The sequence below is a fragment of the Anabaena azotica SJ-1 genome, from assembly GCF_047275885.1.
GTDB lineage: Bacteria > Cyanobacteriota > Cyanobacteriia > Cyanobacteriales > Nostocaceae > Trichormus_B > Trichormus_B azotica_A.
Map to the genome: position 1 here is coordinate 4163109 of NZ_CP178454.1, position 26091 is coordinate 4189199.

The window sequence follows — 26091 nt, forward strand, 5'->3', positions numbered from 1 at the left end:
GGGGGCTGATGTCATCTTGGGTGCGATCGCCATATCGCTTTAATATTAAAGATACGGACAACAATTCTTTTCATACATCTATACATAAATACTTATTTTATATGACCATAGTTAAAACACCTCAAAAACACTATCCCAAGGCAGAAATTACCCGTCGAGTCATGGCACTGGGGATAGATTTTCTTGGTGCATGGTTGGTCAGTTCTCTGTTGGGAAGCAATGATCTAGGTATCCAATTTGCCCAAATCTTTGTTTTTATTCTCACCTGGCTGGTTTTGCGGGTTTTAATCGTCTACAACAATCAGGGACAGAGTTTAGGAAGATGGGCAGTTAATTTAAAAGTGCTAGAAGTTGACAATGGGCAAATAGTCAGCAGAATCCCCGAAGTACAGGCATTATTGCAGCGTGAGGGGATTATTTGCTTTGGTTGCTTGTTAGGCTCAATTTTTTTGAGAAATATAATAGCCAATCCCACTGCTATACTGCTAGTGCTTCCCCTAGCAATTGACTGTGGTGCCGCCTTGTCAGATACTCAGATGCGACAGGCTTTCCATGACCGCTATGCTAGAACTGTAATCGTTTCCTCACGGCGCGGCTATTCGCTGGATTTAAAAATTAGGCGATTAGTTGAAAAAGTGCAGCGAAATGTGAGAAGATAGTCATTTGTGTTAAATCTCTCCCGGCTTTGCTGTTTGTAAGATTATGGCTAAGAGTAAAGGTGCCCGCATAATAGTGACACTAGAATGCACCGAGTGTCGTACTAACCCAGACAAGCGTTCTCCAGGCGTTTCTCGCTATACCAGCACCAAGAACCGCCGGAACACCACTGGCCGCTTAGAACTGAAAAAGTTCTGTACCCACTGTAATAAACACACTGTTCACAAGGAAATCAAGTAAAGATGAGCTATTACCGTCGTCGCCTGTCGCCAATTAAGCCAGGAGAGCCAATAGATTATAAAGATGTTGATTTATTGCGTAAATTTATCACCGAGCGTGGTAAAATATTACCCCGGCGCATTACCGGGTTGACATCGCAGCAACAGCGCGAATTAACATTAGCAATTAAACGCGCTCGGATTGTGGCATTGTTGCCATTCATCAACGCCGAAGGCTAAGAAAATTTTGGATTTTGGATTTTGGATTTTAGATAATAATCCAAAAAAGTAGCGTTGGCATTATAATTAAACGTTTACTTTCAGTCCAAAATCTAAAATTTGACAAAATTAAAGGAATGTACAATAGCATTCCCAATATCAAATCATTAAAACCACTAGGTTTGGGATTAAAAGCCAATCATTTAATCTAAAATCTAAAATCTAAAATTACTAAAAAAGTGCGAGAGTTGTGGAGAAGGGGACGCTAGTTGAATTTAGGGTTCAAGGCGATCGCCGTCTGGGAGTGGTAGATCGTCCAGACGGAAAGACCCGTTGGTTTGTAGTAGATGAACGAGGTCAATCCCACAGCCTCGCGCCTCGACAACTAACCTATACAGTAAACGGGGAAACTTATAAACCCTCAGATATTGCCCAATTTTTAGAACAAGTCAAACCGTACCTAGATCCATCTAGCTTAGAAGTGGCTTGGGAATTATTGGTGGAAGATGGAGAAACAGTCACCCCTGGCCAAATGGCTAATTTACTGTTTTCAGAATCCGAACCGCCATACTGTTACGCTGCTCATTGCTTGTTATCAGAAGACAAACTCTATTTCAAGCAAAAAGGTGACGCTTATGAACCCCGCAGCGCAGCACAGGTGGCAGAACGGAAGCATCAAATAGAAGTAGAAGCGCAAAAAGCCAAGGGACAGCAGGAATTTTTAGCGCGTGTAGAACAGGCACTTAAGGGTGAAGCAGTAGAATGGCAACGGCAAGACCGTCAGCGTTTGGAAGCATTAGAAAAGTATGCGTCCTTAGTGGCGGATATTGTGCGAACGGGGGTAAACACCGATTCTTTAGCCCGCGCCTACCCACCTCCAGCCCCAGTCTTAGAAACCATGAATATGCTGGGACGTTCTGCTACGCCCCCAGCAGCCTTTCAACTGTTGATCGACTTGGGTTGGTGGGGTCCCCATGAGAACCTGTTCCTGCGTCGTTCTTCAATTCCCGTCCAGTTTCCCAACAAGGTATTAGAAGTGGCGCAACAACGCTTTGATTTTCCACCAACTGACTTAGATACAAATCGAATGGATCTAACTCATCTCAAGGTATACACAATTGATGATGAAAGTACCACAGAAATAGATGATGGTCTGAGTTGGGAAGTATTATCAGATGGACGGGAACAGCTATGGGTGCATATTGCTGACCCGACGCGGTTGCTAATGCCAGAGGATGAATTAGATTTAGAAGCTAGAAAGCGGGGAAGCACCGTTTATTTACCGACAGGAATGATTCCCATGTTCCCGGAGGTACTAGCAACTGGTCCGATGAGTTTGGTACAGGGGAAAATTTGTTACGCCCTCAGCTTTGGGATAGTTTTAGATCAAAATGGGGCTGTAGAAGATTACTGTATTCATCCCAGCTTGATGAAGCCTACCTATCGTCTCACCTACGAAGATGTAGATGAGATGCTGGAATTAGGGGTAGAAGCAGAACCAGAAATTGCGGCGATCGCAAATTGGGCTAAAAAGCGTAAAACCTGGCGATATAATCAAGGAGCCATCAGCATCAATATGCCAGAGGCAATGATTAAAGTCAAAGGCGATGATGTCAGCATTGATATTTTAGATGATTCCTCCTCCCGGCAATTGGTCGCTGAAATGATGATTCTGGCAGGAGAAGTAGCCGCACGTTACGGTCAAACCCATAACATTCCCCTACCCTTCCGTGGTCAACCACAGCCAGAATTACCACCAGACGAAGAATTACTCCTACTACCAGCCGGCTTTGTTCGTGCCTGTGCCATGCGTCGGTGTATGCCCAAGAGCGAAATGAGTATTACACCTGTGCGTCACGCTGGTTTGGGACTAGATACCTACACCCAAGCAACTTCCCCAATTCGTCGTTACAGCGACCTATTGACCCACTTCCAACTCAAGGCACACCTGCGGGGTGAAGATTTGCCCTTCTCAGCCGAACAACTCAAAGAAGTGATGATGACTGTCACCACCACCACCCAAGAAGTGACAATGGTGGAACGACAAACCAACAGATATTATGCTCTAGAATACTTACGTCGTCATCCTGAACAAATATGGCAAATCACAGTTTTGATGTGGTTGCGAGAAGATAGCAATTTGGCATTAATTTTGTTAGAAGATTTGGGTCTACAGTTGCCCATGGCCTTTAGACGAACGGTGAATTTAGGTGAACAATTATTAGTAAAAGTGAGTCTTGCTGATCCACAGAAAGATATGATTCAGTTTCAAGAAATAATTTATCAAGAAGCTGCTCTTTAGTTTGGTAATTGGTGATTGGTGATTGGTGATTTATTTCTGCTGTAATTTCTTCAATTTACAGCAGATTTCAGATCAATGAGGTACAGAATCAAAGTTGAAACCTAGACACCAAGCCAGTTTCACTCCTGACTCCTGCTGTATCATTACGGTGCATCAGACCTATAAATTGGTTAATATCAACAGATTTTTAGCATCTGACGCACCCTACAATAGACTTAAATGTAACACTTGCGTAAGTCCTATTTTTTGATCATCTATATTATACAAGAGCTTGTTGTTTTGAGCGGACATAAGTTATCACTAAAAAAAAATGATGAATTTATGAAACTCAGTCTGTGCATGATTGTCAAAAACGAGGAAACCAATTTACCAAAATGCTTGCAAAGTGTCAAAGATGTGGTGGACGAAATTGTAGTTCTCGATACAGGTTCAACTGATAAAACAACCCAAATTGCTGCACAATTCGGTGCTAAAGTACATTATTTTGAATGGTGTAATAATTTTAGTACGGCTCGTAATGAAGCTTTAAAGTATGTTACGGGAGACTGGATATTAGTTTTAGATGCTGATGAAAGTCTCACACCAGAAATAGCGCCCTATTTGCAAGAAGCAATTAATATCCAAGATTATTTATTAATCAATCTTGTTCGTCAGGAAATTGGTGCGACTCAATCACCATATTCTCTTGTTTCGCGACTATTTCGCAACCATCCTAAAATTAAATTTGATCGTCCATATCATGCGTTGGTTGATGATAGTATTGCAGCAATTTTAGCTAAAGAGACTTATTGGCAAATTGGCTATTTACCAGAGGTAGCTATTCTTCATGCTGGATATCAAAAAGCTATCATTAATCAGCAAAATAAGTATGCTAAAGCCGCAGCCGCAATGGAGGAATTTTTTGCTGCAAATCCTGATGATGCTTATGTTTGCAGTAAGTTGGGTGCTTTGTATGTGGAAATGGGGAAAATTAATGAGGGGATGGAATTATTAAATAGGGGATTAAGTCAGATAATTGGTAATCAATTAAATCAGTCAAATAATCGGCTTCACAAAGATAAAATCCGTTTAAAGGGGTTTCAAAATTCTCAATCCAGAAAGGTTGGAAATTCTCTGGCTCAAGAGATTAAGGAAACTAATTATGATATTTTGTATGAATTACATTATCATTTAGGAATCGCTCATACACATTTAAAAAATTTACCCCAGGCAATTTCTCATTATCAAGCTGCTGTGAAGTTACCGATTTATCCTCTGTTAAAGTTGGGAGGATATAATAATTTAGGTAATTTGTTGAAAGCATCGGCTGATTTTATAGGGGCAAAAAATGCTTATGAAACGGCTATCAAAATTGACCCTAGTTTTGTGACTGGTTATTACAATTTGGGGATGGTATGTAAGGCGATGGGTTTGTTGGTGGAAGCGATTGATTGTTATGACAAGGCTATCCAATTAAATCCCGATTATGCAGAAGCTTATCAAAATTTGGGAGTAGTGTTGCTGAAAGCCGGTGATGTGGAAACTAGTTTAGCAGCTTTTGAATATGCGATCGCACTCCATGAACAAAACAACCCCCAGGAAGCACAGCGTCTTCGTCAAGGGTTGCAAGAAATGGGATTAATTGGTAATTAGACAAGGTAATTGGTGATTGGTAATTGGTAATTGGTGATTGGGAAAATTACTTCCCCATCTCCCCTGCTCCCCTGCTCCCCTGCTCCCCTGCTCCCCTGCTCCCCATCTCCCCTGCACCCCATCCTCCCCTGCTCCCCATCTCCCCAGTCCCCAGTCCCTAAATTCGAGAACGCACAAATTTATCTAATCTATCCATTCCCTTTTCTATGGTCGCCATATCAGTAGCGTAGGAAAGGCGAATGTTGTTATCAGCACCGAAAGCCACGCCGGGAATAACTGCAACTTGATGTGCTTCTAGTAAAGCGTTGCAAAATTCCAAAGACTTTAAACCGGTTTTGCTGATATCAGGGAATAGGTAAAAAGCACCGTCTGGTTTTGGACAACTCAAACCAGGAATGGCGTTAAGTCTTTCAAACATTACCTGACGACGTTTAGCGAAAGCTTGACGCATTTCTTCTACACAATCTTGGGAACTTTCTAAAGCGGCGATCGCTCCATACTGAGCAAAGGTACATACATTTGATGTACTATGCCCTTGAATGGTACTAGCAGCTTTAATAATTTCCACAGGCCCTGCTAAATAACCAAGTCGCCACCCTGTCATCGAGTAACCTTTAGCAAAACCATTACTAATTAAGGTGCGGGAAAATATTTCCTGACCTAAAGAACCAATGCTGATATGTTCTGCACCGTCATAGAGAATTTTTTCATAAATCTCATCAGACACAACCAAGATATCTGCATCAACTATCACCTTAGCTAAGGCTTTAATTTCCTCTGGTGTGTATACCATCCCTGTGGGGTTAGATGGAGAGTTGAGGATAAATAACTTAGTTTTGGGGGTAATGGCTTTTTTTAGCTGTTCTGGGGTAATTTTATAACCCGTCGAAGCATCGGTTTCCACAATTACCGACTTACCACCCACCAATGTCACCATTTCGGGATAACTTAACCAATAAGGTGCAGGGATAATTACCTCATCACCTGGATCAATCAGTGCCACAATCAAATTGTAGAGAGAATGCTTACCGCCATTGGTAACAAGGACATTCTCTGCTTTATAATCCAGACCATTGTCGGTTTTTAGCTTCCGAGCGATCGCTTCCCTTAACTTTGGTTCACCAGCGGCGGGGCCATACTTGGTTTTTCCTTCATCCAAAGCCTTCGCGGCTGCGGCTTTGATATGGGCTGGGGTATCAAAATCTGGTTCTCCAGCACTAAAACTACAAACGTCTATACCCTCTGCTTTCATGGCCTTAGCTTTAGCTGCGATCGCTAAGGTTATGGAGGGTGTCACCTGACTTACTCTTGCTGCCAGCTTCATTCTACTTCTTTGGGCGAATCTCTATCTTATATAAGGATATCCCAGAATCCCAATAGAGATTTGCTTTTTCTAAATTCCTGCAAATGGTTAATTGGTAAACATCTGCACTGCATAGATTCTTCCGTCTCTCCCAGTCGCCACACCATAAACAAATTTTTTGTATTCAGCCGTGAGAAGATTGGCGCGATGTCCGTTACTATACATCCAGCCACGTTGAAATTTTTCTGCTTCGCCGTAAGTTAATCCCAAACCTCTAATTTCAGCCTTAGCAATATTTTCACCTACACCCACACGAGGACTACCACCTGCTGAAACATAGCGATCTCTGGGATTTTTACCTTCAGGAGAAATATGACTAAAATCAGAAATGTTGAATGTCGTTACAAAACTTTACATATTTAAGTATAGTAGTACTATCAAGGGTGAAAATGTCAACATTTCATAATATGTTCCATCCAATGAACATAACTGATTTGTTGACACATACAAGCTTGAAGATAGCGGAATTTATCTAACATCTTTTCACCCCATTCTTTCGGAACAGAGACAAGTTGTAAAATCAGATAAGCGATGAGACTAGCATAGATTTGAATGGCAATACCATTAACATTTTTGGTAATTAATCTATCCAGTTTTAAGTGCATCTTTAAAAATTTCCATAACAGTTCAACTCCCCACCGTAAACGATAAATATCTCTGATTTCATCATCTGTAACTGCTGCCTCTCCATCGGCAGGTAAATTCGTGACTAACCGAAATTCAGTTTTCGTTTCTAAATCACAAAAATTAATTACCCTGTAAGCGGGAGCATCGGTCGATGAACCGATTTTGACTAATCCAGTTTCTGATTCAAATTCTAGTTTCCAATTATTCTTAATTCGCACTACAAAATATTTGTCTTTTTGCACTAACTCTTGCATAAAATTTAGCCCCGCAAATCCTCTATCCATTACCCCAACTGCATCTGGTGGTAAATTAGACATCATTGATGAACCGAATTTATAATCATGGTCATGACCAAAATTTATCAAATTATCTTCTGGACTGCCTGTTGACAGATTAAGGGAACTAAACAGTTTTACTTGATGATGACCTAGCACCCATAGCAACTTACTTGTCAATGTAATAATTGTTGAATCAATTGGACATATTGCATATTTATCATGTAACTTTTTGTGGACTTTATTCTGGACTAATTGATTTAATTGATGATAAATTTTCTGGAATACTTCTTGACTTCGATGAGTGTTGGCTTTGGAAAATGTGGAAATATCTACATCAAATCCTGTATTATTTAATCGTTTAAATAAATCCCGCATACTCGTTAAGCTATTATCCAGAGCATAAGCCAACCAACACTCAACAAAAAGACGGCTGTTCAAAACAGGATAATCATTTTTGGGTAGCCCTCCCAGGATATTTTTGACAATCTTGGGAAATGAGTTTATGATCATGGTTAATCAAAATATTTTAATCCTTCGCCCAAAATTTAACATATTTTGGGCTATTTTTATCAGGCTTTTATTAACATTCAACACTTCTGGACTAAAATAGTTCCGAGTTAGCATATCTTCGGCATAAAGTTGGGCTGCTTGTGATAGTAAAGGATCTGCTGCCAAAGGTTTTAAATTATTGAGAGTGCGATCGCGATTTACCAATTCTATGGCAAATTTTTGTAACTCTGGCTGAGAACGTAACTGTTCAGCATTCCAAATATTAGCTTTTGGCTCACCTATTTTCCAATTTACCCCACCATCACCATTATAAAAACCTAACTTGGAAATTCTATCCGGGGAAAGTTCACTCCAGAAATAGTTAATATCTAGCGGGTGTCCACGTAAAGCTTGGTTCATAAAATGGATAGTGGACGGGGAAACCCAAAGCACCGCAAATAACAGCAAATATCTCCACCACAGATTAACTTTTTTCCTAGTCCTGATTTTCATACACTGATGCCGGTGATGCACAAACAGAAGATCATTGTGATTGTATATTGAGACAATAGCAATACGGTATTTACTTAGAAGTGACCGTATTTTTCAAGTATATATTCAATTCATATTATCGTATTATATATTACATATTTGTATATTAATCATTGGTATTCGCTATGCTTTCAGAAGCAGTCTATCAAAGCATTCTCACACCGCTTACCTTTATTGAACGTAACGCCAAAGTCTACAGTGACAAAGTGGCGATTATCTATGGACAGAAAAAATTTACATATAGCGAATTTGCCACCCGTGTCAATTGTTTAGCCTCAGCCTTGCGTTATGCGGGACTCGAAAAAGGCGATCGCATCGCTTTTTTTGTATTCAATACTCCTCAGATGCTAGAAGCTCATTTTGCTGTACCTTTAGCTGGCGGAGTTTTAGTCTCTATCAACACCCGTTTAGCACCTCAAGAAGTCGCCTATATTCTCAACGATAGCGGCGCAAAATTTTTATTTATTGATACAGAATTAGCCGATATTATTCGCCCAGTGCAGCATCAGTTAAACACCGTTAAACATATTATTAATATTCAGGATATAGAAGATTTTACACCATTACCAGGAGAAGATTATGAATCATTTCTCCAAACTGGTAATCCTGAACTTTTACCCTGGTTAATTACAGATGAAATGGAGACAATTACCATTAATTACACCAGTGGCACATCAGGAAACCCCAAAGGTGTAATGTACTCCCATAGAGGTGCATATCTTAGCACTTTAGGAGAAATAATAGAAACAAACTTAACACCCAACTCGGTCTATCTGTGGACTTTACCAATGTTCCATTGTAACGGCTGGTGTTTTCCTTGGGCGGTTACAGCCATTGGTGGAACTCATATTTGTTTACGTAAATTTCATCCTGGAAAAGTCTGGGAAATTATTCAGAAATATCAAGTCACTCACTTTAATGCTGCACCAGTAATTTTAATTTCTCTGCTAAATTATCGAGAACGTCCCCAAAGTTTAGCACAACCTATAACCATCACCACCGCCGGCGCACCACCATCACCAACATTAATAGAAAAATATACAGCCATTGGTGCAAAAATCATCCATGTTTACGGTTTAACAGAAGTTTATGGACCCTATACAGTATGTGAATACCAATCAGAATGGGATAATTTTAACAATGAAGAAAAAGGAAAATTATTAGCCCGTCAAGGTGTGACTTATATTAGTGGTAATGGGTTGCGGGTGGTAGATAAAAATATGCAAGATATCCCAGCTGATGGCAAAACAATGGGAGAAGTCATCATGCAGGGAAATATGGTCATGAAGGGTTATTATAATGATCCAGAAGGAACAGAAAGGGCTTTTCGTGGCGGATGGTTTCACAGTGGAGATTTAGCCGTGATGCACTCAGATGGCTATATTGAAGTTCGCGACAGAATGAAAGATATCATCATTACCAATGGAGAAAATGTCTCCAGTATTGAAGTTGAACAATGTCTTTATCGCCATGATGCAGTATTAGAATGTGCAGTAATTTCTGTACCTCATAAAAAACGAGGTGAAGCACCAAAAGCCTTTGTCACTTTAAAAGAAGATGTACAAGTTACAGAACAAGAATTAATCCAATTTTGCCGCAGTCAAATAGCAGGTTTCAAATGTCCTATAGCCATTGAATTTACGAATTTACCAAAAACTAGCACCGGTAAAATCCAAAAATATCTTCTGCGAAATAAAGAATGGGCTGGACATGAGAGAAAAATTCAAGGGGCATGATTTGTAATTAGGGTTTGCGGAAAAAGTCTTTTCGTTATGGCTAGGAGTCAGGAGTCAGGAGGAAGAATTAGAAGAAGATAAGAATCATCTTAAACCTGGAAAAGTGATAGGTTTTTGATAGTTTCAACGCTTATTACTTGCACCTGATTCACCTTTTTTAACCTTCCTCGTTCTTATACTCTGTATAGGAATGAATTCTAAAGGCTCTGCCTTGAATTTAAGTTAGGACTTACGCAAGTGTCACACCAAACATCTATTTTATGGTGCGTCAGATATCAAATATCTGTTTATTTGCAGGATTTATGAAGTCTGACGCACCCTACTAATATGCCAGTTGCGTAAGTCCTGTAAGTATAAAATAGAGGCAGAGCCTCTTAATAATATTCCCAGTCAGAGACTGGGAACGAGATAAAAGGTTTTCAGCCTATTTTCTGATAACGTAATTCGTAGTTGTTGATTTTCTCCCCTGCTTCCCAATGCCTGGACTATTGCATTTCCTTTAACACCTGCCTAATAATATCTGTAGGTACTTCGTCTGTGACTTTCACTTCACCTATTTGGGTGGGTAACACAAACCGCACTTTACCTGATTTGACTTTTTTATCTAATTGCAAAGCTTCAATAATGGCTTCAATATCCAAACCGGCTGGTAATTGTGTCGGTAAACCCGATTTTTTAATCAGCGCGTTTTGACGTTCTGTGTCGGCTTTTTGCCAAAGTTCTAATTTCACAGCAATTTCTCCTGCTGCTACCATGCCAATACCCACAGCTTCACCATGTTTTAACAGAGTATAATTCGTCAAGCTTTCCACCGCATGACCGATAGTGTGACCATAGTTAAGAATTGCACGGAGTCCAGATTCTTTTTCATCTTTGCTGACAACTTCTGCTTTCGCTTGACAAGAATGAGTTAATATGTAATTTATCAGGTCGGATTTTACATAGCGGAGTTGGTCAAGGTGTTTACTCGCTTCCAATTGGGTAAACAATTCAGCGTCCCAAATAACGCCATACTTGATTATCTCCGCCATTCCCGCCCGAAATTCCCGCGCTGGCAAAGTTTTTAAAACTTCTGGATCGATCAAGACTAAGCGGGGTTGATGGAAAGCGCCAATTAAGTTTTTACCGTGGGGATGATTTACCCCGGTTTTACCACCAATAGCCGAATCTACCATTGCTAAGAGACTGGTAGGAATTTGGACGACGTTAATTCCTCGCAACCATGTAGCGGCTGCAAACCCAGTCATATCACCAACAACACCACCTCCTAAAGCCACCATTGTGGAGGAACGTTCTAGACGGTTTTTTAGGGCGATATCATAGATTTTTTGGATGGAGTTCAGGGTTTTGTAACGTTCCCCTGGTGGGAGGTTATAGCTTGTGACTTCAAAGCCGGCATTTTTTAGGGATGCGATCGCTCTTTCGCCATAATGTTTAAATATCATCGGGTTGGAAACCAGCAACACCTTCTTACCCAGTTTCAAACTCGTCATCTGTTCACCCAGGTTATCCAAACTCCCAGGTGCAACAGCTATATCATAAGACTTTTCTGGTATATCTACTTTAATTACAGAACTCATTCAAAAACCCTAATATAATCACTAGTCTGCGTATTTTACCATAAGCCACCGAATGCCCCTTCCTCAACGAAGTAGGGAGGAAATGAAAGGTGGGTTAAAATCTCCACGTTCTTGAATTGTAAAAACAAATTCTTTCCTGTATAACGAATCCCCTGGATTTTCTGGTAAGATATTGATTATCTTGACCATCAATGCCATAAGCGAAAACCAAGCTAATAGGTATATGTCGCAGGAAAAGATTTGGGTCTTGGAGACCTGGACTCCTGCCCTTGGAGAGAATGTAAGTCCAATAGAACTATAGAGTTCTGGAGGCTATTCTCGATGAATTGGGAAGCTCCGTCTTATGGCGGAGTAGTTCACTGATTCAATAGAAATAAGTAACTAATGTGGAGAAACGCAAATGGCTATAGTGGAATATATTGTCTTTTTAGGCGTGTTTATGGGTATAGCTGTAGGTTTGCTATTTGGTCTACGTTCTGCCAAGATCATTTAATAGCCAGTAAAATCAGCTAAAAGCTCTTGTAGTACAGATATTTTCCCTACCACTATAAGCCCCCATTAAAAAGGGGGCTGGGGGGAACTCACAATGCAGCGGTACAACAAAGCAAAAATCCTAGAGTTTGACAGGCTGCTTCTTTTCTGTAGTTGGGGAATTACTGCTATTATTAACAGTCTGTGGTTTTACAAAAGCTTCTTTACCTGTAATTAATCTAGAGCGACGATTACGAGTAATATAGTTCCACGCCCACTGAATTACTACTACTAATTTAGTATCAAACTCGATTAAGAAGTAGATGTGAATTATTAGCCAAAATACCCAAGCAAGGAAACCAGTGAGTTTGATGAAGCCTAAATCTACAACGGCTAAATTCTGCCCAATCATTGCCAAACTACCCACGTCGGTGTAATGAAATTCTGGCAAAGTATGACCTTGAAGCCGGAGTTGAATCAGTCCTCCTACATACTCTCCTTGTTGTTTGGCTACGGGTGCAACACCAGGTAAGGGTTTACCATTTTGATGGGAGAAGTTGGCTAAATCTCCAATTACGAAAATGTTTTTATAACCCTTGATAGTCAAGTTTGGTTCTACAATTACACGCCCAGCGTGATCACACTCTACATCTGTACGTTCCGCTAAAATTCTACCCAGTGTTGAACCCTGAACACCTGCTGCCCACAAGATAGTTTTTGAAGAAATTTCTATTAATTCACCATCTTGCTTGAAAGTAACAATGTCATTTTCAATATTTGTCACCCTGGTGTTAGTGTGGATAACCACTCCCAACTTTTGCAAAGCTGCTGCGGCTGCTTGGGATAACTCTGGTGCAATGTGTGGGAGAATGCGATCGCCCCCTTGCAATAGTAAAACTCTCGTTTCTGAAGTATTAATGTTGCGGAAATCTTCTTGTAGAGTTTTGTAAGCCAACTCTGCGATCGCACCTGCTAATTCTACACCAGTCGGACCACCCCCCACAAGCACAAAAGTCAAAAACGCACGACGTTTTACAGGATCAGTTTCTTTTTCTGCCGCTTCAAATGCCGAAAATATGCGGCGACGCATTTCTATCGCATCTTCTACAGTTTTCAAGCCCGGAGCAAATTCTTTCCAGTTATCCTTGCCAAAATAGGAATGGTTAGCACCTGTAGCAACAATTAATGTATCATAGGGTATGACCTCATCACCCATAATCACTTTTTGCGCTTTTGGATCAATATTATTTACTTCTCCCAGCAACACTTTTGTATTCTTGCTTTTGCTAAATACAGAACGCAATGGTGCAGAAATATCAGCAGGTGATAGCGTACCTGTTGCAACTTGATATAAAAGCGGCTGAAATAGGTGGAAGTTACGTTTATCAATGAGAGTAACATTTACATTTGTGTTAGCAAGAGCCTTTGCTGCATACAATCCACCAAAACCACCACCAATGATGACAACCTCATGTGATGGCTTTTTTTGAAGTGAAACAACCATAGAAAATAATTCCTTTTGTTAAGAGTCGTGTAACGTTTCTTAACAAATATGTAACAAAATTATAATGTATTTTGCCGTTTATTTGGAACACCTAAAAAAATACTAAAAGTATTCAAAGTTACGAAATAAATTAACCCCTTCGGTGAATTAAAAATTAAAAATTAAAAGATAATCAGTGGAAGCTTGTACTCACAATTCATCTATTCAAATTTTCCTTCATCATAAATTGCCTATTCAAACAATATTAGTCTTTTTTGATACTAAAATAATATACGTAAATATTGATAAACCGATTTGAGAACATCCAGCACTACACATTTATTTTTTACTAGTTTTTTATTGAAAATCATCAAAATTTGGCATATTACCTGGTTTAATCGTTGTATCATCAAATCAGGATGTATAATATCAACAGTATGATTAAGCGTAGTATAAATGAGGTATATATCTATCCGAATAATGCACGTATGATTATAAATCAAACCTTTAAAATTGACTGTAACTTAGTGAATTAATTTATCCTCCAGGATTTCTCTAGTACACTATCGCAGAAATAAACCACCCATTTTATATCTCTGAAAAGCTGATGCTGTATTCTTTTTTAATTTTTAATTCACGGACGTACTAGTTAGTTTACAGCTAAAAAATGATGAAGAAAAAAATTATTATTTTATTGGTAGCTTTTGGATTGGGGTTAACAATCTATTTTTTAGCTCATCTCCAGATTCAACTCTCCCAAAAACCTATTAAAGTTGGTATTCTTCATTCTCTGACTGGCACAATGGCAATTAGTGAAAAATCAGTTGTTGATGCTACCTTACTCGCTATTGAAGAAATCAATGCCGACGGAGGTATTCTAGGCAGAAAAATTCAACCAATAATTGTTGATGGTAAATCTAATTGGAAGACATTTGCCAAACAAGCCCAAAACCTGATTACTCAAGAAAAAGTAGTTACAGTTTTTGGTTGCTGGACTTCTGCTAGTCGTAAAACAGTAAAGCCTATATTTGAAAAATACAATCATTTACTGATTTATCCTGTTCAGTATGAAGGACTAGAAGAGTCACCAAATATTGTTTATACAGGTGCAGCCCCAAATCAACAAATTATTCCAGCCGTAAAGTGGTCTTTTGATAATTTAGGTAACCGATTTTTCCTTGTCGGTTCTGATTATATTTTTCCTCGGACAGCCAATGCCATCATCAAAGACCAAGTAACCGCCTTAGAGGGAAAAATTTTAGGCGAAGAATATATACTTTTAGGTAGTAATAAAGTAGAAAATGTCATCGCCAAAATTTTAGCAACTCAACCGGATGTCATCTTAAATACAATTAATGGTGATAGTAATATTGCCTTTTTTAAAGCCTTAAGAAAAGCAGGAATTAGATCTGATATAATACCTACTATTTCCTTTAGTATTGCTGAAGAAGAATTAAAATCTCTACCAACTAAACACGTGGTAGGTGATTATGCAGTTTGGAATTATTTTCAAAATATTAACAACCTTAAAAATAGTGAATTTATTCAACACTTTAAAAAAAAGTATGGAGAAAATCGAGTTACATCTGACCCCATTGAGGCTGGATATTTTGGAGTTTATTTGTGGGCGCAAGCAGTCAAAGATGCTGGTACAGATGAAGTCAATATGATTCGAGAAAATATCAAAGACCAAAGTTTTAAAGCACCGGGAGGAGTTGTATATATAGATGCGAATAACCAACATACATGGAAAACAGTTAGAGTTGGAAAAATTCAGTCAGACGGACAATTTAAAATTGTTTGGAATTCAGGTAAACCAATTCGTCCTGTACCTTATCCTATCTCTCGTTCTAAAGCTGAATGGGAAATATTTATAAACAATCTTTATCAAGGCTGGAATCAAAGGTGGGCTAATCCTAATACTGATTAAATAAATACTTAAATTGGAAATGAAAAATGTGAAAAATAAAAAACTTGTCAATAAATTACTATTTTGGTTTTTATTAATTGCCTTAGTACCCTTAAGTATAGTTACTTCCATACAATATTACATGGCTCGTAACTCTTTAAAAAAAGAAGTTAATAATAATTTAAATTATATTGCAGAAAGTAAAACCAAATTTTTAGATTCTTATATTAACGAAAGACAAAATAATGCTGCAACAATCGCACAAATACCAAATATAATTGATGCAGCAGAAGCATATCAAAAAGCTTTTAATAAATATGGGATTAAATCAGAAGAATATCAGCAAGTCAATTATAAATATCGTCACTTTATTACTAATTATTTAGAAATATTTGGATATTCTGATATTTTGTTAATTTCTCAAGCGGGAAATCCAATTTTTTCTCTAAATAACCCTAAAGAAATAGGAAAAAACTATTATCAACTAACTTATAAAAATTCCGAAATAGCCAAAGTATTTGATCGTGCTAAAACATTAATGCAAGTTGAGATATCCAATTTCACATATTATACATCTAATCATGAACCCACTGCTTTTATTGCTGCCCCTATTTTTAAAAATAATCTGATTATTGGTGTAGTAGTATTGCAACTAAATAATCAAAAGTTTAATAAAGTAGTTAATGATTATACGGGTTTAGGGAAAAGCGGTGAGACAATTGTAGGTTCATTAGTTGATGAGCGCATAATTTTTACTGCCCCTACTAGACATGATCCTAAAGCAGCTTTTCAAAGATATGTCAATATTAACAACAATAAATTACACCCACTCAACCAAGCAACTCAAGGTCTTAAAGGAAATGACATCACAATTGATTACCGGAATCAAGAAACTATTGCTGCCTGGAGATATTTACCTTCTTTAAATGCAGGAGTTTTGGTAAAAATAGATGCCGATGAAGTCTTTGCACCTTTAAAAACTCTCAGAAATATTGTTATTATGTTAGGAACTATTACGCTCTTATTAGTTCCATTGGCAGCTATTATAGTAGCTAAATCTATTTCTCAACCAGTTATTGAACTTACCCAAATAGTTCAAGAATTTGCTCAAGGAAATCTCAGTAAACAAGCATCAGTTTTTAGCGATGATGAAATTGGTCAATTAGAACTGTCATTTAATAGTATGGCAGCACAACTTGAAGCTTCCTTTGAAACTATTAAAGAACGGGAACAGGAACTGACTATAGCCAAAGAACAACTAGAAAAAGTTTTAGCAGAAGTGCAGCAGGAAGCACATCAACTAGCAGCCCAATTGATTCAAAGTGAAAAGATGTCGAGTTTGGGACAGTTAGTAGCGGGTGTAGCACATGAAATCAACAACCCAATTAACTTTATCTATGGGAATGTCACTCCTGCTAGGCAATACATTCAAGATATACTCAGACTGTTAAAACTTTATCAGCACCACTATCCTTACCCCATCCAAGAAATTGAAGATGAAGCAGAAGCAATAGATATTAATTTCTTAATTGCAGACCTTCCTAAACTGCTAACTTCAATGGAAATTGGTGCGAAAAGAATTACAGAAATTGTGCTGTCACTGCGAAATTTTTCTCGCTTAGATGAAGCAGAAATGAAAGCAGTAGATATCCATGAGGGTATTGATAGTACACTAATGATTTTAGAAAATCGTCTCAAAGCTACATCTGATCGTCCAGCAATTGAAGTGATTAAGAAATATGCTAAATTACCACTAGTAGAGTGTTACACAGGACAACTTAATCAAGTATTTATGAATATTCTTGCCAATGCAATTGATGCTTTGGAAGAAAGAAAAATCAGTAATTTTTTAGGTTTAGATAAACTACAAATTCACATTTCCACGGAATTAACTAACGACGGACAAGTAATTATTCACATTATAGATAACGGTGTAGGTATCCCAGAGAAATTAAAAAAGCTATTATTTGATCCATTTTTCACTACTAAACCCATAGGTAAAGGGACAGGTTTAGGTTTATCCATTAGTTATAAGATTATTACTGAACAACATCATGGAAAATTGCAGTGTATTTCTTTCCCTGGACACGGTACAGAATTTATTATTTCCATTCCCTTGTATCAAAATCTTAAAGAGGGTTAATCTTAGAGCTTATTTATACAACTGTTCAAAATATCCTCAAAATACAGTCTGAGACGCAGTAATTACCAACGCCGACCAACCGCAGGCGGCGATTGCGCGGAGCGCAGTGCCAGAGGCGATCGCCACGAATCACAAAAAATATTTCTAGGCAGCTTTTGGGAGTGCCAATCGCCAAGCTAGAGCAACTCTTAAAATCGGCACTCCAAGGTCATAACTTTAGCCTTCTTCTAAAAAGGGATAGTCAGTGTAGCCCTGTTCTGTGCCGCCGTAAAAGGTACTGCGATCGTAGGGATTTAACGACGCATTCAGGGCAAAACGTTTCACAAGGTCAGGATTGGAAATATAGATGCGACCATAGGCAATTAGATCAGCTTCGCCCTTGGAGATGATTTGTTCGCCAATTTCACGGTTTAATCCGCCAGCGGCAATAATTTTGCTGTTAAACAGGGGACGGAAAAAACCAGCGGTGAGGTCGCTACTGAGATGTTGTAGGGTGTCTTGGCTCGCATTGAGACGAGGTTCGATGAGGTGCAGGTAGGCTAAGTTAAATTTGTTGAGTTCCTGCACGACATAACTGAAGAGGGTCTTGGGGTCTGAGTCGCCCATGTCGTTAAAACTGCCGGAAGGAGATAATCGCAAACCAACGCGATTGCCACCCCAGACTTCAGTCACGGCTTCCAGAACTTCCATCAAAAAGCGCGATCGATTTTCTACTGAACCGCCATAGGCATCGGTGCGGTGGTTGGTGCAGTCTTGCAAAAATTGATCAATCAGATAACCATTTGCTCCATGTACTTCAACGCCATCAAAGCCTGCTTCGAGGGCATTTTTCGCACCTTGACGATATTGGTCAATCACGCTGGGGATTTCTTCGAGTTCAAGGGCGCGGGGCGCGACGTAGGGTTTCATGCCTTCGTAGGTTCCAATTTCTCCTGTTGGGGCGATCGCGCTAGGGGCAACGGGTAATTCACCATTTGGCTGAAAATCAGGATGGGAAATGCGCCCAACGTGCCAGAGTTGCAGAAAAATGCGACCACCTTTGTCGTGAACCGCTTGGGTAACTTTTTTCCAGCCAGCAATCTGTTCAGCGGAATGGATGCCGGGGGTAGCGGGATAACCTTGTCCTTGGGGACAGACTTGGGTTGCTTCAGTAATAATCAGTCCAGCAGTTGCTCGTTGTGCATAGTAGGTGGCATGGAGTTCGTAGGGAACGTTGCCAGCCGCAGCACGACAGCGGGTCAAAGGAGCCATCACCAGACGATTCGGTAAGGTGTAAGTACCGAGTTGTATAGGGGTTAATAATTGCAGCGTGTTATCCATAAGTCTAACTGGAATCGTTTTTAAGTACATAGGATAATCTATATCAAAAATGACGGGACGATTACTGGCAAGTTGAAGATTGTGAGATTATAGGGTTTTTTGGGTTGTAATAAGTGCGTTATTTAGATATCACCTTCTGTGAGAATGTATGCTAGTTTCATGAAAAACCTCCTTTGCAATGCTGTAATTATTAGATTATAATGTCGTATTTTGGGATACCTTTATGAACTTTTTTAAGGTGAAATCCAGTTTTCTAATTTTAGCTCGGAAATTCGGCTATAATGACAAGTGTTGTTAGTTACTAAAATATGGTTTCTAGTTATTGCAACACTAGCAATTAATAAATCGAAATCTGCTACTCTTTGTCCTATTTTGCGAAGTTATGCTTTTAATTCTCCAAACTTTTTGACAGCATTATTATCTAAATTTATAAATTCGATATCTTGAATGAATTTTTCTGCACGCGTTAAATTTTATGCTACGTTTTTATAGCCTAATCTAGCATCATTTGATATAATTGAGAAGACTATATCATGATGATCAAAGCAATGTCACAGGCAGGATTAAATCTATTCATTCCTATAGAGTTATTGATTAATTCCTTAAAGGCGCTAAGTTTATCAGAAAAACGGCAAATTTCGCAGCTTCTTAATGAAGCTATTGCTGATGCTGAAGAGGACAATTGGCAAGAAGATGAAGCTACTAAAAGAGAAATTCAATTAGTGCGCGATGAATATGCAAATGGTAATTACAGTGAATTTAGTAATATCAAAGAACAGTTGAAACAAGGAGCTATTAAAAGAGCAGAACGTGATTTAGGATTAGTTGAAGAGTGGTTTAATCTGAAAGAAGAAGCGTGTTAAGTAAAGAAAAAAGGGTTTTTGGGTTGTAATAAGTGAGTGATATGATAAAATAAAAAAAGCAGAGCAGTAAATATTAATTTATCATCAATGACAAATCAAATGACTGTTGAAGAAATAATTATAGATAAGGTAAAAATATTACCTCCTGATAAGCAACAAGAAGCCTTAGATTTTGTAGAGTTTTTATTAGCTAAAATGCAAAAGCAAGGGTTATCTAATCAAACCAAAAAATCAGGAATTTCAGCTTTAGCTATGGCTCAAGAATACGTTGGTTGTGTGGAAGCAGCCGATGATTTATCTACTAATAAAGATTATATGGATGGTTACGGTGGGTAATTCTTTAACTTCTGCTTGTAATTGTTCTATTAAGTTCAGTAATATTTCTACTGTCCGACGCATTGATTCGTCTGCAATCCCTTTTGGCTCGATGGTTTGCAGTATCTCTTCTCCTGATTTTTTACTCGAATCTAGTTTTTGCGTCATGTGTCATATTCTATTCTATTGTGTGTCCCTTGCTGACTTTATTTTTTCTCCTACCCCTACTTATTGAGCGGATACCTTTTTTCAACTATATTTCTCCTCTAGGTAATTAACATAACTTTCTTCTGGATTTTCTGATTCTAAACTAATTACACCTATGAGGCTTTGTGTCCAGGGGTCAAGTTCAGATAAGGTTTCTAGGGTGGGTTGAGGAGGAATAGAGGATAGGGTTTCTTGTTGAATTGATGCTAGTACGGTTTGCACAAGATTCCAGCGTTCTTTGATTGGTAATTTTAATACCTGTTCTTGCAATTGTTGTAATTCAATCATTACTTTGCTGTTAATTCTATCATTCAGTATGTTAACAGATAGTTGATTTTGTTCGGGTGATAAATATCAGATGAAGTGAATATTTGCAAGTGTATATTTCATAGTTATAAATCCTCATCTAATATTGTTTCAATGTCTCTTTCACCATGAATAACTCGCAAAATATCAACTTCTGATTCAGTGATACTATAAAAAATGAGATATTTTCTAAATCCTTTGATAGATTGTTGTCAAATATCTGCTAAATTGGAATGGGGAAATTGACACATTTTTCCCATAGCTGGGGTTTTAGCTAATTGTTTAAATGTTGTTTCTGCTGCTATTAAAAAGCGGTCAGAAACATCTAAACTATCTTCTGCTATGTAGGTAGCTAAATCTATCAAGTCACGGATAACTTGAGGTCGTTTTTTAATTGCAAACATCATGGCTAATTTGCACTTTGACGTTTGTTAGTTTTTTCACGAACTGCTTGACGAATATCTTCCCAATCTTGTGCAGTCATTTCTGTTGCATTTCCTGAGTTTAATCCTTCTAAAATCATGGTTTGTAGTCGTTCGTTTGCTTTCTGTTTTTGGTCTTGTCGCACTAATTCCCGAAAGTATTCACTGACGCTGCTGTAACCTCCTTGCGCTACCTGTTCTTCTATATAATCGCGCATGGTGTCAGGTAAGGAAATATTCATACTTTTCATAATCTGACTTCCTAAATCTACTTTTTTATATTATGGCAGGTTGTGTCATTTTCTGCCATTATGCACAAAATAAGTATTTACGATAATAAATTTTAGTAGCTAAATATACTTATAGTTCTCTGGTGAGGTGAATGTTTCGGTGGTGTATCTGTGATGCTTATATTGTCTTCTCTTATTTACATGATAGTTGGTGATGGTTGGGTGAGATGATGTGAAAAGATACAGGATTTTCGGGTTGTAATAAGTGCGTTATTAATGGTGGGTATTGTTGGGTTTCCTTGTGTCAACCCAACCTACAAACTACTATTTTTTAATACCTTTAATAAATGCTGTTCTTGCATCAATAATGGAAGGCATTAAAATACAACTCGCTAATAAATCTATATCTAAATCTGGCAATAATTCACTTTGATTAATTTGCTCATAATTATCATTTTTGAGATGATATAAAGACAATTGATCATTTTCCCAAAACCAGACTTCGGTAATATTAAACCTTTTATATATTTCTAGTTTATCAATACTACCACTGGTAATATTAACCTCAATAGCTAAATCTGGATTTGATTTTTTTTCTCCTATATAATAAGATTCATCAGGTTCAAAGGAAGCACTCTTTTCTTTTGAGCGACGAGTAGCACTACCTACAGGGATAAAGTTTATCCCTTTTTCAAAGAGATATGCTTCTATCAAAATAGCGATAATTTTTTTGATATTTTCGTGTTGTTCACCAAGTGTCATAAATTCGATGTACCCATCAAGATAAGTTATCCGCAAATTTCCTGCGTCTGCGGTTAAGGTTTCTATTATTTCAAATTCCTTCCAGGTGTAATAACCAGGTAGAAGAAATCGCTGTTCTGAAATTGCGGTAGTTTTGTCTAGGATTTGGATAGTCATAGTAATTTTATGGTTATGACTTTAATCTTGATTATAACTCATGGTCGGGTGATACTTCTCAGGTGAGGTGAATGTTTGCAGGTGTATCTGTGATGGTTCTATTATCTTCTCTTATTTACATGATAGTTGGTGATGGTTGGGTGAGATAATATGAACAGAGACAGGTTTTTTGGGTTGTAATTTAGCGTTATTAATGGTGGGTATTGTTGGGTTTCCTTACGTCAACCCAACCTACTCACTAAATGTCTAGGTTAAAAGTAAGTTTCTGTGATTTGAAACTCTAATCCTGCATCTAATATAGGTGAATAGAGATTCTATATCCAGTTAGGTTAATTAATAGCAACAGAAGACTCAATAACTGATGACAAGAAACTCCTGATTTCTTGTATTAATGGATGTTGTTGCAATATCTTAATTTCATCATCATTTAGATTTCTCAGTATTTTGTCATTGAGCGACGCTTTCTTATCTAAGACGGTTTCTAAAAATTCTTTAGGTTTGCTTTGAGCTAATTGCCATTCTAAATCATTGAATTGACGTTTTGCTATTTTTTCAATTAATGATTTATCTTGTAAAAATATAGATTCTATTTCGGGAACTGCTAGAGACACTTGAAAAGGAATACCAGATGATGCTTGATTTAATACATAATTAATTAAATCTTTTTTTTCAAATATTTGCGATTCATTATTTGTATCTGCATCTATGACAAGAGCAATTGGTGTTTTTCTAGTAGCAAGCAGTGAAGTAGCTAAAGAACGCGCTCGGTAAGAACTTCCACCCGCTATAAATTGAATATCTTGAGTTAATTTTTTTGGTAATAATTTCTGTAGAATTTCTATGTCCTTGTCATCTTCTGTGAGAATGTATGCTAGTTTCATGAAAAACCTCCTTTACAATGCTGTAATTATTAAATTATAATGTCGTAATTTGGGATACCTTTATGAACACAAACGCGATATTTTTTGATGAGAAATTTACATATAGATTTATTTTTTAAAGAATATTCAATTTCTTCTCCTCCCCACAATAGAATGGTTTGAGGTGCTACAAATCCAGTTAATGTTACTGTAGCTTCTGTAAATCCACTGCGACTAAACACACTACCAATAGCTGTTGCTGGTCTTCGCAATAATTGATTTCTGAGTTTGGCTATGGGTTCAATATTAACTTCCTCGCTGGTATCTTTACATTCTATCAGACAAGCTAGGCTATCTGCATAGACTACGCCATCAATTTGTTCTACTATTTTACCTTGAATTTTAACGGTTTCTGGCCAAGCTATGTCAGCACCATCAAGTTGAAATGCACGTAATACCAAATATTCTAATGCTTTACCTGCATCCCAAAAATTAGAGGTCTTCTTCGTTTTAATTTCTGACCATAATTTGATTAAATCATCCCAGTTATAAGTGGTAATTCTTGCTTGATATTCTGCATCTGTGGTCATGATTCTATTTCAAGTATATTAATTTGTTGACGATTTAATATTATACTACTAGCACGTAAGCTATTTATTTTAGGATTTGATTTTGTTCGGGTGATAATTCTCAGGTGAGGTGAATGTTTCGGTGGTGTATCTGTGATGGTTCTATTGTCTTCTCTTATTTACATGATAGTTGGTGATGGTTGGGTGAGATGATGTGAACAGATACAGGGTTTTTGAGTTGTAATCTAGCGTTATTATTGGTGGGTTATGTTGTTGTTATTTATAGTTGGGTTTCGTTTCTTAATATAACCTAATTAGTGTATATTATTTAACTTCTAGAACATAAATTAAAGAATCTTCTTTATTGATTTTATTAAACCAGTCTTTAGCCAATGCAAAATAACCGTCTATAATGCTACTGACACTAACAGCTTTTCCATTGAAATATGTTTTTACAATATCAGGTTTTTCTTTAAGTAGTCTTCTTGCACTAGCATTATTTACAGATATAAAATTTTCACCAAATTCTTCACTCAAGAACAGATGATAATCGTTCCAGAATATTCTGGCGTTATCATATTGATTTATACTCATCTGTAACGCTTGTACAACAAAAAAACACGTAAAATTTTCCTCTTCTTTTTTTATATTCCTGAGATAATACGCAAAATTTTCCGGGTTTAAATAATAATCGACTTTATTAAATTGAAGTTTAATATCAATAAAAGCTTTTCTAAAATCTTCATAGTTTTTATCTATGGATGTACGGATATTTAAATCTTTGATTTGGTTATATAGTTCTACAACTTGAGAATCTTTACAAACAAATTTTTTGTTTGATGGAGTTGTACTTGGCTTTTCCGTTTGTGCGATCACTCTATTATTATGGATAGGTACAGCACTGGACACCAACAAGGTGCTGAAACCCACTATACTAGCAATGCTTAGACTAATTATGTTCGATTTCATGTTTTTAATATCAATTGGTAGATTTCAGGACTTACGCAACTGGCACATTAGTAGGGTGCGTCAGACTTCATAAATCCTGCAAATAAACAGATATTTGATATCTGATGCACCATAAAATAGGTGCTTGGTGTGACACTTGCGTAAGTCCTAGATTTATGTGATTTATTTTAATTCATTAATAATACTTAGCATTTACAGGCCAAGGAATTTCTTGTTGTAAATCTAAGCAATTAATTGACTTTTCAGCAAAAGGATTCGGTAAGCAATAAAGTTCTCCTCCTATTCTTGCAATAATACCTGTTACGTTTTGAGAAATAAATGGATTAGTTATAAAAATACCAGGCTGTATTACGGGACATATTTGTTCACTAAAACCAACTTCTTCTAAAAGTTTTTGCCAACCATGAGCTTTTGCTTCATTGACTTCTGGAAGTTCAGTATATTTTGGTTTTGAAGGAGGCTCAAAATAGCATCGTTCTCCAAAAAGTAGAGAAACTAAATATTGTGATTCCATAAAAAGCTGTTGGATATCTAAGGCAACTAAGTAAGGTTTATTTTGCTGAGTTTCATTCCAACTCATTCTTTTTTTTGCTTTTTCCTGAACTCTAAATGTAATTTCTTCTTTAAACTTTTCGTCTGGAATATTTATTGCCCCTGTTACACAGCCTGCATAGTAACCACGCTTTCCATAAAGAGGCTGAGTGAAGGTAACTTTACAGCCTAAAATATCACGATTTTGTGGAAGTGATTTCTGATCAATCGTTTGAATTATTTTCTTAAATTCATCAATAAATCTATCTATTAGATTTTCTCTTTCTTTGCGTTCATCAGACTTTACAACAGGAATTGAAAATTCTTCTGAGTATTGAATTTCTACACGAAAATGAGTTTCTCTAGCCACGGTTGCAATAGATTCTCCTATCTCAGATGTCGTCTCATCACCACTAATTAGTGCAACTTCAATTAGAAATTCTCGTCCATCTTTTAATACAGAAATATCTGGGCTTTTTTTAGGATATTCAAGAGCATTATCAGGAATCAACGATACAGAGAAACCCATTTTTGCAAATTCATTAGCAAAGAAAAGTTCTGAATTTAAAGAAGGTAACTTTGACCAACTTGTTGTATCTGCAAATTTCTCTTGAATATTTGAGCAATTACCAGATCGTAGTTGCTCAACGAAGTGTAATACTTCAAATAATTTAAATAAATCTCCTCGCATCTCTCCAAAATGCTCGGTGATATCAATAAGATTAGTTATTTTTTTACTAAATGCCCAATCAAAAATTTCAGGAATTAAAACCATTTGATTATCCCAATGTATTTGCTCATAAAAGAAGCAATTCTGTTTTTTTTGAAAAATTGCTATTTTTAAATTATCTTGATCAATACTCAATTATATTAAGTATTTTTTTATTTAAAAAAAACCGCAAATGTACGCAACCCAACGCCA

General features: G+C 37.3%; 26 protein-coding genes and 2 pseudogenes. 11 read left to right on the forward strand and 17 right to left on the reverse strand.

The annotated features are described in order from the left end of the window. Window positions 1-101 precede the first annotated feature (101 nt). The 5 genes from ACLLO5_RS18255 to ACLLO5_RS18275 all read left to right on the forward strand — a co-directional run bounded on the left by ACLLO5_RS18255 (window position 102) and on the right by ACLLO5_RS18275 (window position 5028). A complete protein-coding gene (locus tag ACLLO5_RS18255; RefSeq protein WP_413176128.1) occupies window positions 102-659 on the forward strand; it encodes an RDD family protein in 558 nt (185 codons plus the stop codon). Between the two features lie 43 nt (window positions 660-702). Continuing rightward, window positions 703-897, forward strand: coding sequence for a 50S ribosomal protein L33 (gene rpmG, locus ACLLO5_RS18260; protein ID WP_013193232.1), 195 nt, complete (start codon window positions 703-705; stop codon window positions 895-897). A gap of 2 nt (window positions 898-899) precedes the next feature. Continuing rightward, entirely contained in the window at window positions 900-1115 is a 216-nt protein-coding gene (gene rpsR / locus ACLLO5_RS18265; RefSeq protein ID WP_013193233.1) for a 30S ribosomal protein S18, read from the forward strand. A 229-nt stretch (window positions 1116-1344) separates the two neighbouring features. After that, window positions 1345-3396: a ribonuclease catalytic domain-containing protein gene (locus ACLLO5_RS18270; protein WP_413171900.1), complete on the forward strand. Its 2052-nt coding sequence runs from the start codon at window positions 1345-1347 to the stop codon at window positions 3394-3396. 321 nt (window positions 3397-3717) lie between these two features. Further along, window positions 3718-5028 (forward strand): tetratricopeptide repeat protein, encoded by a 1311-nt coding sequence (locus ACLLO5_RS18275; protein ID WP_413171901.1) that lies wholly within the window; start codon window positions 3718-3720, stop codon window positions 5026-5028. A 157-nt stretch (window positions 5029-5185) separates the two neighbouring features. Here the strand turns inward: ACLLO5_RS18275 and ACLLO5_RS18280 are convergent, their stop codons facing one another. The 4 genes from ACLLO5_RS18280 to ACLLO5_RS18295 form a co-directional block, all read right to left on the reverse strand. After that, the gene (locus ACLLO5_RS18280) at window positions 5186-6352 is read right to left on the reverse strand and encodes a pyridoxal phosphate-dependent aminotransferase (RefSeq protein ID WP_413171902.1); all 1167 of its coding nucleotides are present in this window, start codon (window positions 6350-6352) and stop codon (window positions 5186-5188) included. An 87-nt stretch (window positions 6353-6439) separates the two neighbouring features. Continuing rightward, window positions 6440-6721, reverse strand: a complete 282-nt coding sequence (locus tag ACLLO5_RS18285; RefSeq protein ID WP_413176129.1) for a CAP domain-containing protein — start codon at window positions 6719-6721, stop codon at window positions 6440-6442. Between the two features lie 62 nt (window positions 6722-6783). Further along, window positions 6784-7806 carry an IS4 family transposase gene (locus ACLLO5_RS18290; RefSeq protein ID WP_413171541.1) on the reverse strand — a complete coding sequence of 341 codons (1023 nt, stop codon included), beginning with the start codon at window positions 7804-7806 and terminating at the stop codon, window positions 6784-6786. Between the two features lie 6 nt (window positions 7807-7812). Next, window positions 7813-8205: a CAP domain-containing protein gene (locus ACLLO5_RS18295; protein ID WP_413171903.1), complete on the reverse strand. Its 393-nt coding sequence runs from the start codon at window positions 8203-8205 to the stop codon at window positions 7813-7815. A gap of 257 nt (window positions 8206-8462) precedes the next feature. Here ACLLO5_RS18295 and ACLLO5_RS18300 point away from each other — a divergent pair, with 257 nt between their 5' ends. Then, window positions 8463-10073, forward strand: a complete 1611-nt coding sequence (locus tag ACLLO5_RS18300) for an acyl--CoA ligase family protein (RefSeq protein ID WP_413171904.1) — start codon at window positions 8463-8465, stop codon at window positions 10071-10073. Window positions 10074-10558: 485 nt separating this feature from the next. Here ACLLO5_RS18300 and aroB read toward each other — a convergent pair whose 3' ends face one another. Beyond that, window positions 10559-11653: a 3-dehydroquinate synthase gene (aroB, locus tag ACLLO5_RS18305; RefSeq protein ID WP_413171905.1), complete on the reverse strand. Its 1095-nt coding sequence runs from the start codon at window positions 11651-11653 to the stop codon at window positions 10559-10561. 400 nt (window positions 11654-12053) lie between these two features. On the opposite strand from aroB, the gene petL reads away from it, so the two are divergent. Beyond that, window positions 12054-12146, forward strand: coding sequence for a cytochrome b6-f complex subunit PetL (gene petL / locus ACLLO5_RS18310; RefSeq protein WP_413171906.1), 93 nt, complete (start codon window positions 12054-12056; stop codon window positions 12144-12146). A 120-nt stretch (window positions 12147-12266) separates the two neighbouring features. Here the strand turns inward: petL and ACLLO5_RS18315 are convergent, their stop codons facing one another. Beyond that, window positions 12267-13628, reverse strand: a complete 1362-nt coding sequence (locus ACLLO5_RS18315; protein ID WP_413171907.1) for an NAD(P)/FAD-dependent oxidoreductase — start codon at window positions 13626-13628, stop codon at window positions 12267-12269. A gap of 646 nt (window positions 13629-14274) precedes the next feature. Between ACLLO5_RS18315 and urtA the strand changes: the two genes are divergently transcribed. Continuing rightward, window positions 14275-15537 carry an urea ABC transporter substrate-binding protein gene (gene urtA, locus ACLLO5_RS18320; RefSeq protein ID WP_413171908.1) on the forward strand — a complete coding sequence of 421 codons (1263 nt, stop codon included), beginning with the start codon at window positions 14275-14277 and terminating at the stop codon, window positions 15535-15537. A 19-nt stretch (window positions 15538-15556) separates the two neighbouring features. Then, window positions 15557-17659 carry an ATP-binding protein gene (locus ACLLO5_RS18325; protein WP_413171909.1) on the forward strand — a complete coding sequence of 701 codons (2103 nt, stop codon included), beginning with the start codon at window positions 15557-15559 and terminating at the stop codon, window positions 17657-17659. Between the two features lie 216 nt (window positions 17660-17875). Here the strand turns inward: ACLLO5_RS18325 and ACLLO5_RS18330 are convergent, their stop codons facing one another. Next, complete coding sequence (locus ACLLO5_RS18330) at window positions 17876-18979, reverse strand: alkene reductase (protein ID WP_413171911.1); 1104 nt, start codon at window positions 18977-18979, stop codon at window positions 17876-17878. 233 nt (window positions 18980-19212) lie between these two features. Further along, window positions 19213-19452, reverse strand: a pseudogene (locus tag ACLLO5_RS18335) (PIN domain nuclease); the annotation flags it as partial. Window positions 19453-19512: 60 nt separating this feature from the next. Here ACLLO5_RS18335 and ACLLO5_RS18340 point away from each other — a divergent pair. After that, complete coding sequence (locus tag ACLLO5_RS18340) at window positions 19513-19842, forward strand: hypothetical protein (RefSeq protein ID WP_413171912.1); 330 nt, start codon at window positions 19513-19515, stop codon at window positions 19840-19842. Window positions 19843-19941: 99 nt separating this feature from the next. Beyond that, on the forward strand, window positions 19942-20178 hold the full coding sequence (locus ACLLO5_RS18345; RefSeq protein WP_200324050.1) for a DUF2281 domain-containing protein: 237 nt from the start codon (window positions 19942-19944) through the stop codon (window positions 20176-20178). Here ACLLO5_RS18345 and ACLLO5_RS18350 read toward each other — a convergent pair. The 9 genes and pseudogenes from ACLLO5_RS18350 to ACLLO5_RS18390 form a co-directional block, all read right to left on the reverse strand. Continuing rightward, window positions 20137-20325, reverse strand: coding sequence for a hypothetical protein (locus ACLLO5_RS18350; protein ID WP_413171913.1), 189 nt, complete (start codon window positions 20323-20325; stop codon window positions 20137-20139). The genes ACLLO5_RS18345 and ACLLO5_RS18350 overlap by 42 nt on opposite strands. Window positions 20326-20406: 81 nt before the next feature. Further along, window positions 20407-20652: a hypothetical protein gene (locus ACLLO5_RS18355; RefSeq protein WP_413171914.1), complete on the reverse strand. Its 246-nt coding sequence runs from the start codon at window positions 20650-20652 to the stop codon at window positions 20407-20409. Between the two features lie 104 nt (window positions 20653-20756). Next, a pseudogene (locus tag ACLLO5_RS18360) lies at window positions 20757-21077 on the reverse strand (type II toxin-antitoxin system RelE/ParE family toxin). Window positions 21078-21079: 2 nt separating this feature from the next. Continuing rightward, a complete protein-coding gene (locus tag ACLLO5_RS18365) occupies window positions 21080-21343 on the reverse strand; it encodes a type II toxin-antitoxin system ParD family antitoxin (RefSeq protein WP_413171915.1) in 264 nt (87 codons plus the stop codon). 303 nt (window positions 21344-21646) lie between these two features. Beyond that, on the reverse strand, window positions 21647-22240 hold the full coding sequence (locus ACLLO5_RS18370) for a Uma2 family endonuclease (protein ID WP_413171916.1): 594 nt from the start codon (window positions 22238-22240) through the stop codon (window positions 21647-21649). Between the two features lie 329 nt (window positions 22241-22569). Next, on the reverse strand, window positions 22570-23121 hold the full coding sequence (locus tag ACLLO5_RS18375) for a hypothetical protein (RefSeq protein WP_413171917.1): 552 nt from the start codon (window positions 23119-23121) through the stop codon (window positions 22570-22572). A gap of 29 nt (window positions 23122-23150) precedes the next feature. After that, a complete protein-coding gene (locus ACLLO5_RS18380; protein ID WP_413171918.1) occupies window positions 23151-23690 on the reverse strand; it encodes a restriction endonuclease in 540 nt (179 codons plus the stop codon). A gap of 303 nt (window positions 23691-23993) precedes the next feature. After that, entirely contained in the window at window positions 23994-24638 is a 645-nt protein-coding gene (locus tag ACLLO5_RS18385) for a hypothetical protein (RefSeq protein ID WP_413171919.1), read from the reverse strand. Window positions 24639-24813: 175 nt separating this feature from the next. Next, window positions 24814-26034: a hypothetical protein gene (locus ACLLO5_RS18390; protein WP_413171920.1), complete on the reverse strand. Its 1221-nt coding sequence runs from the start codon at window positions 26032-26034 to the stop codon at window positions 24814-24816. Window positions 26035-26091 lie beyond the last annotated feature (57 nt).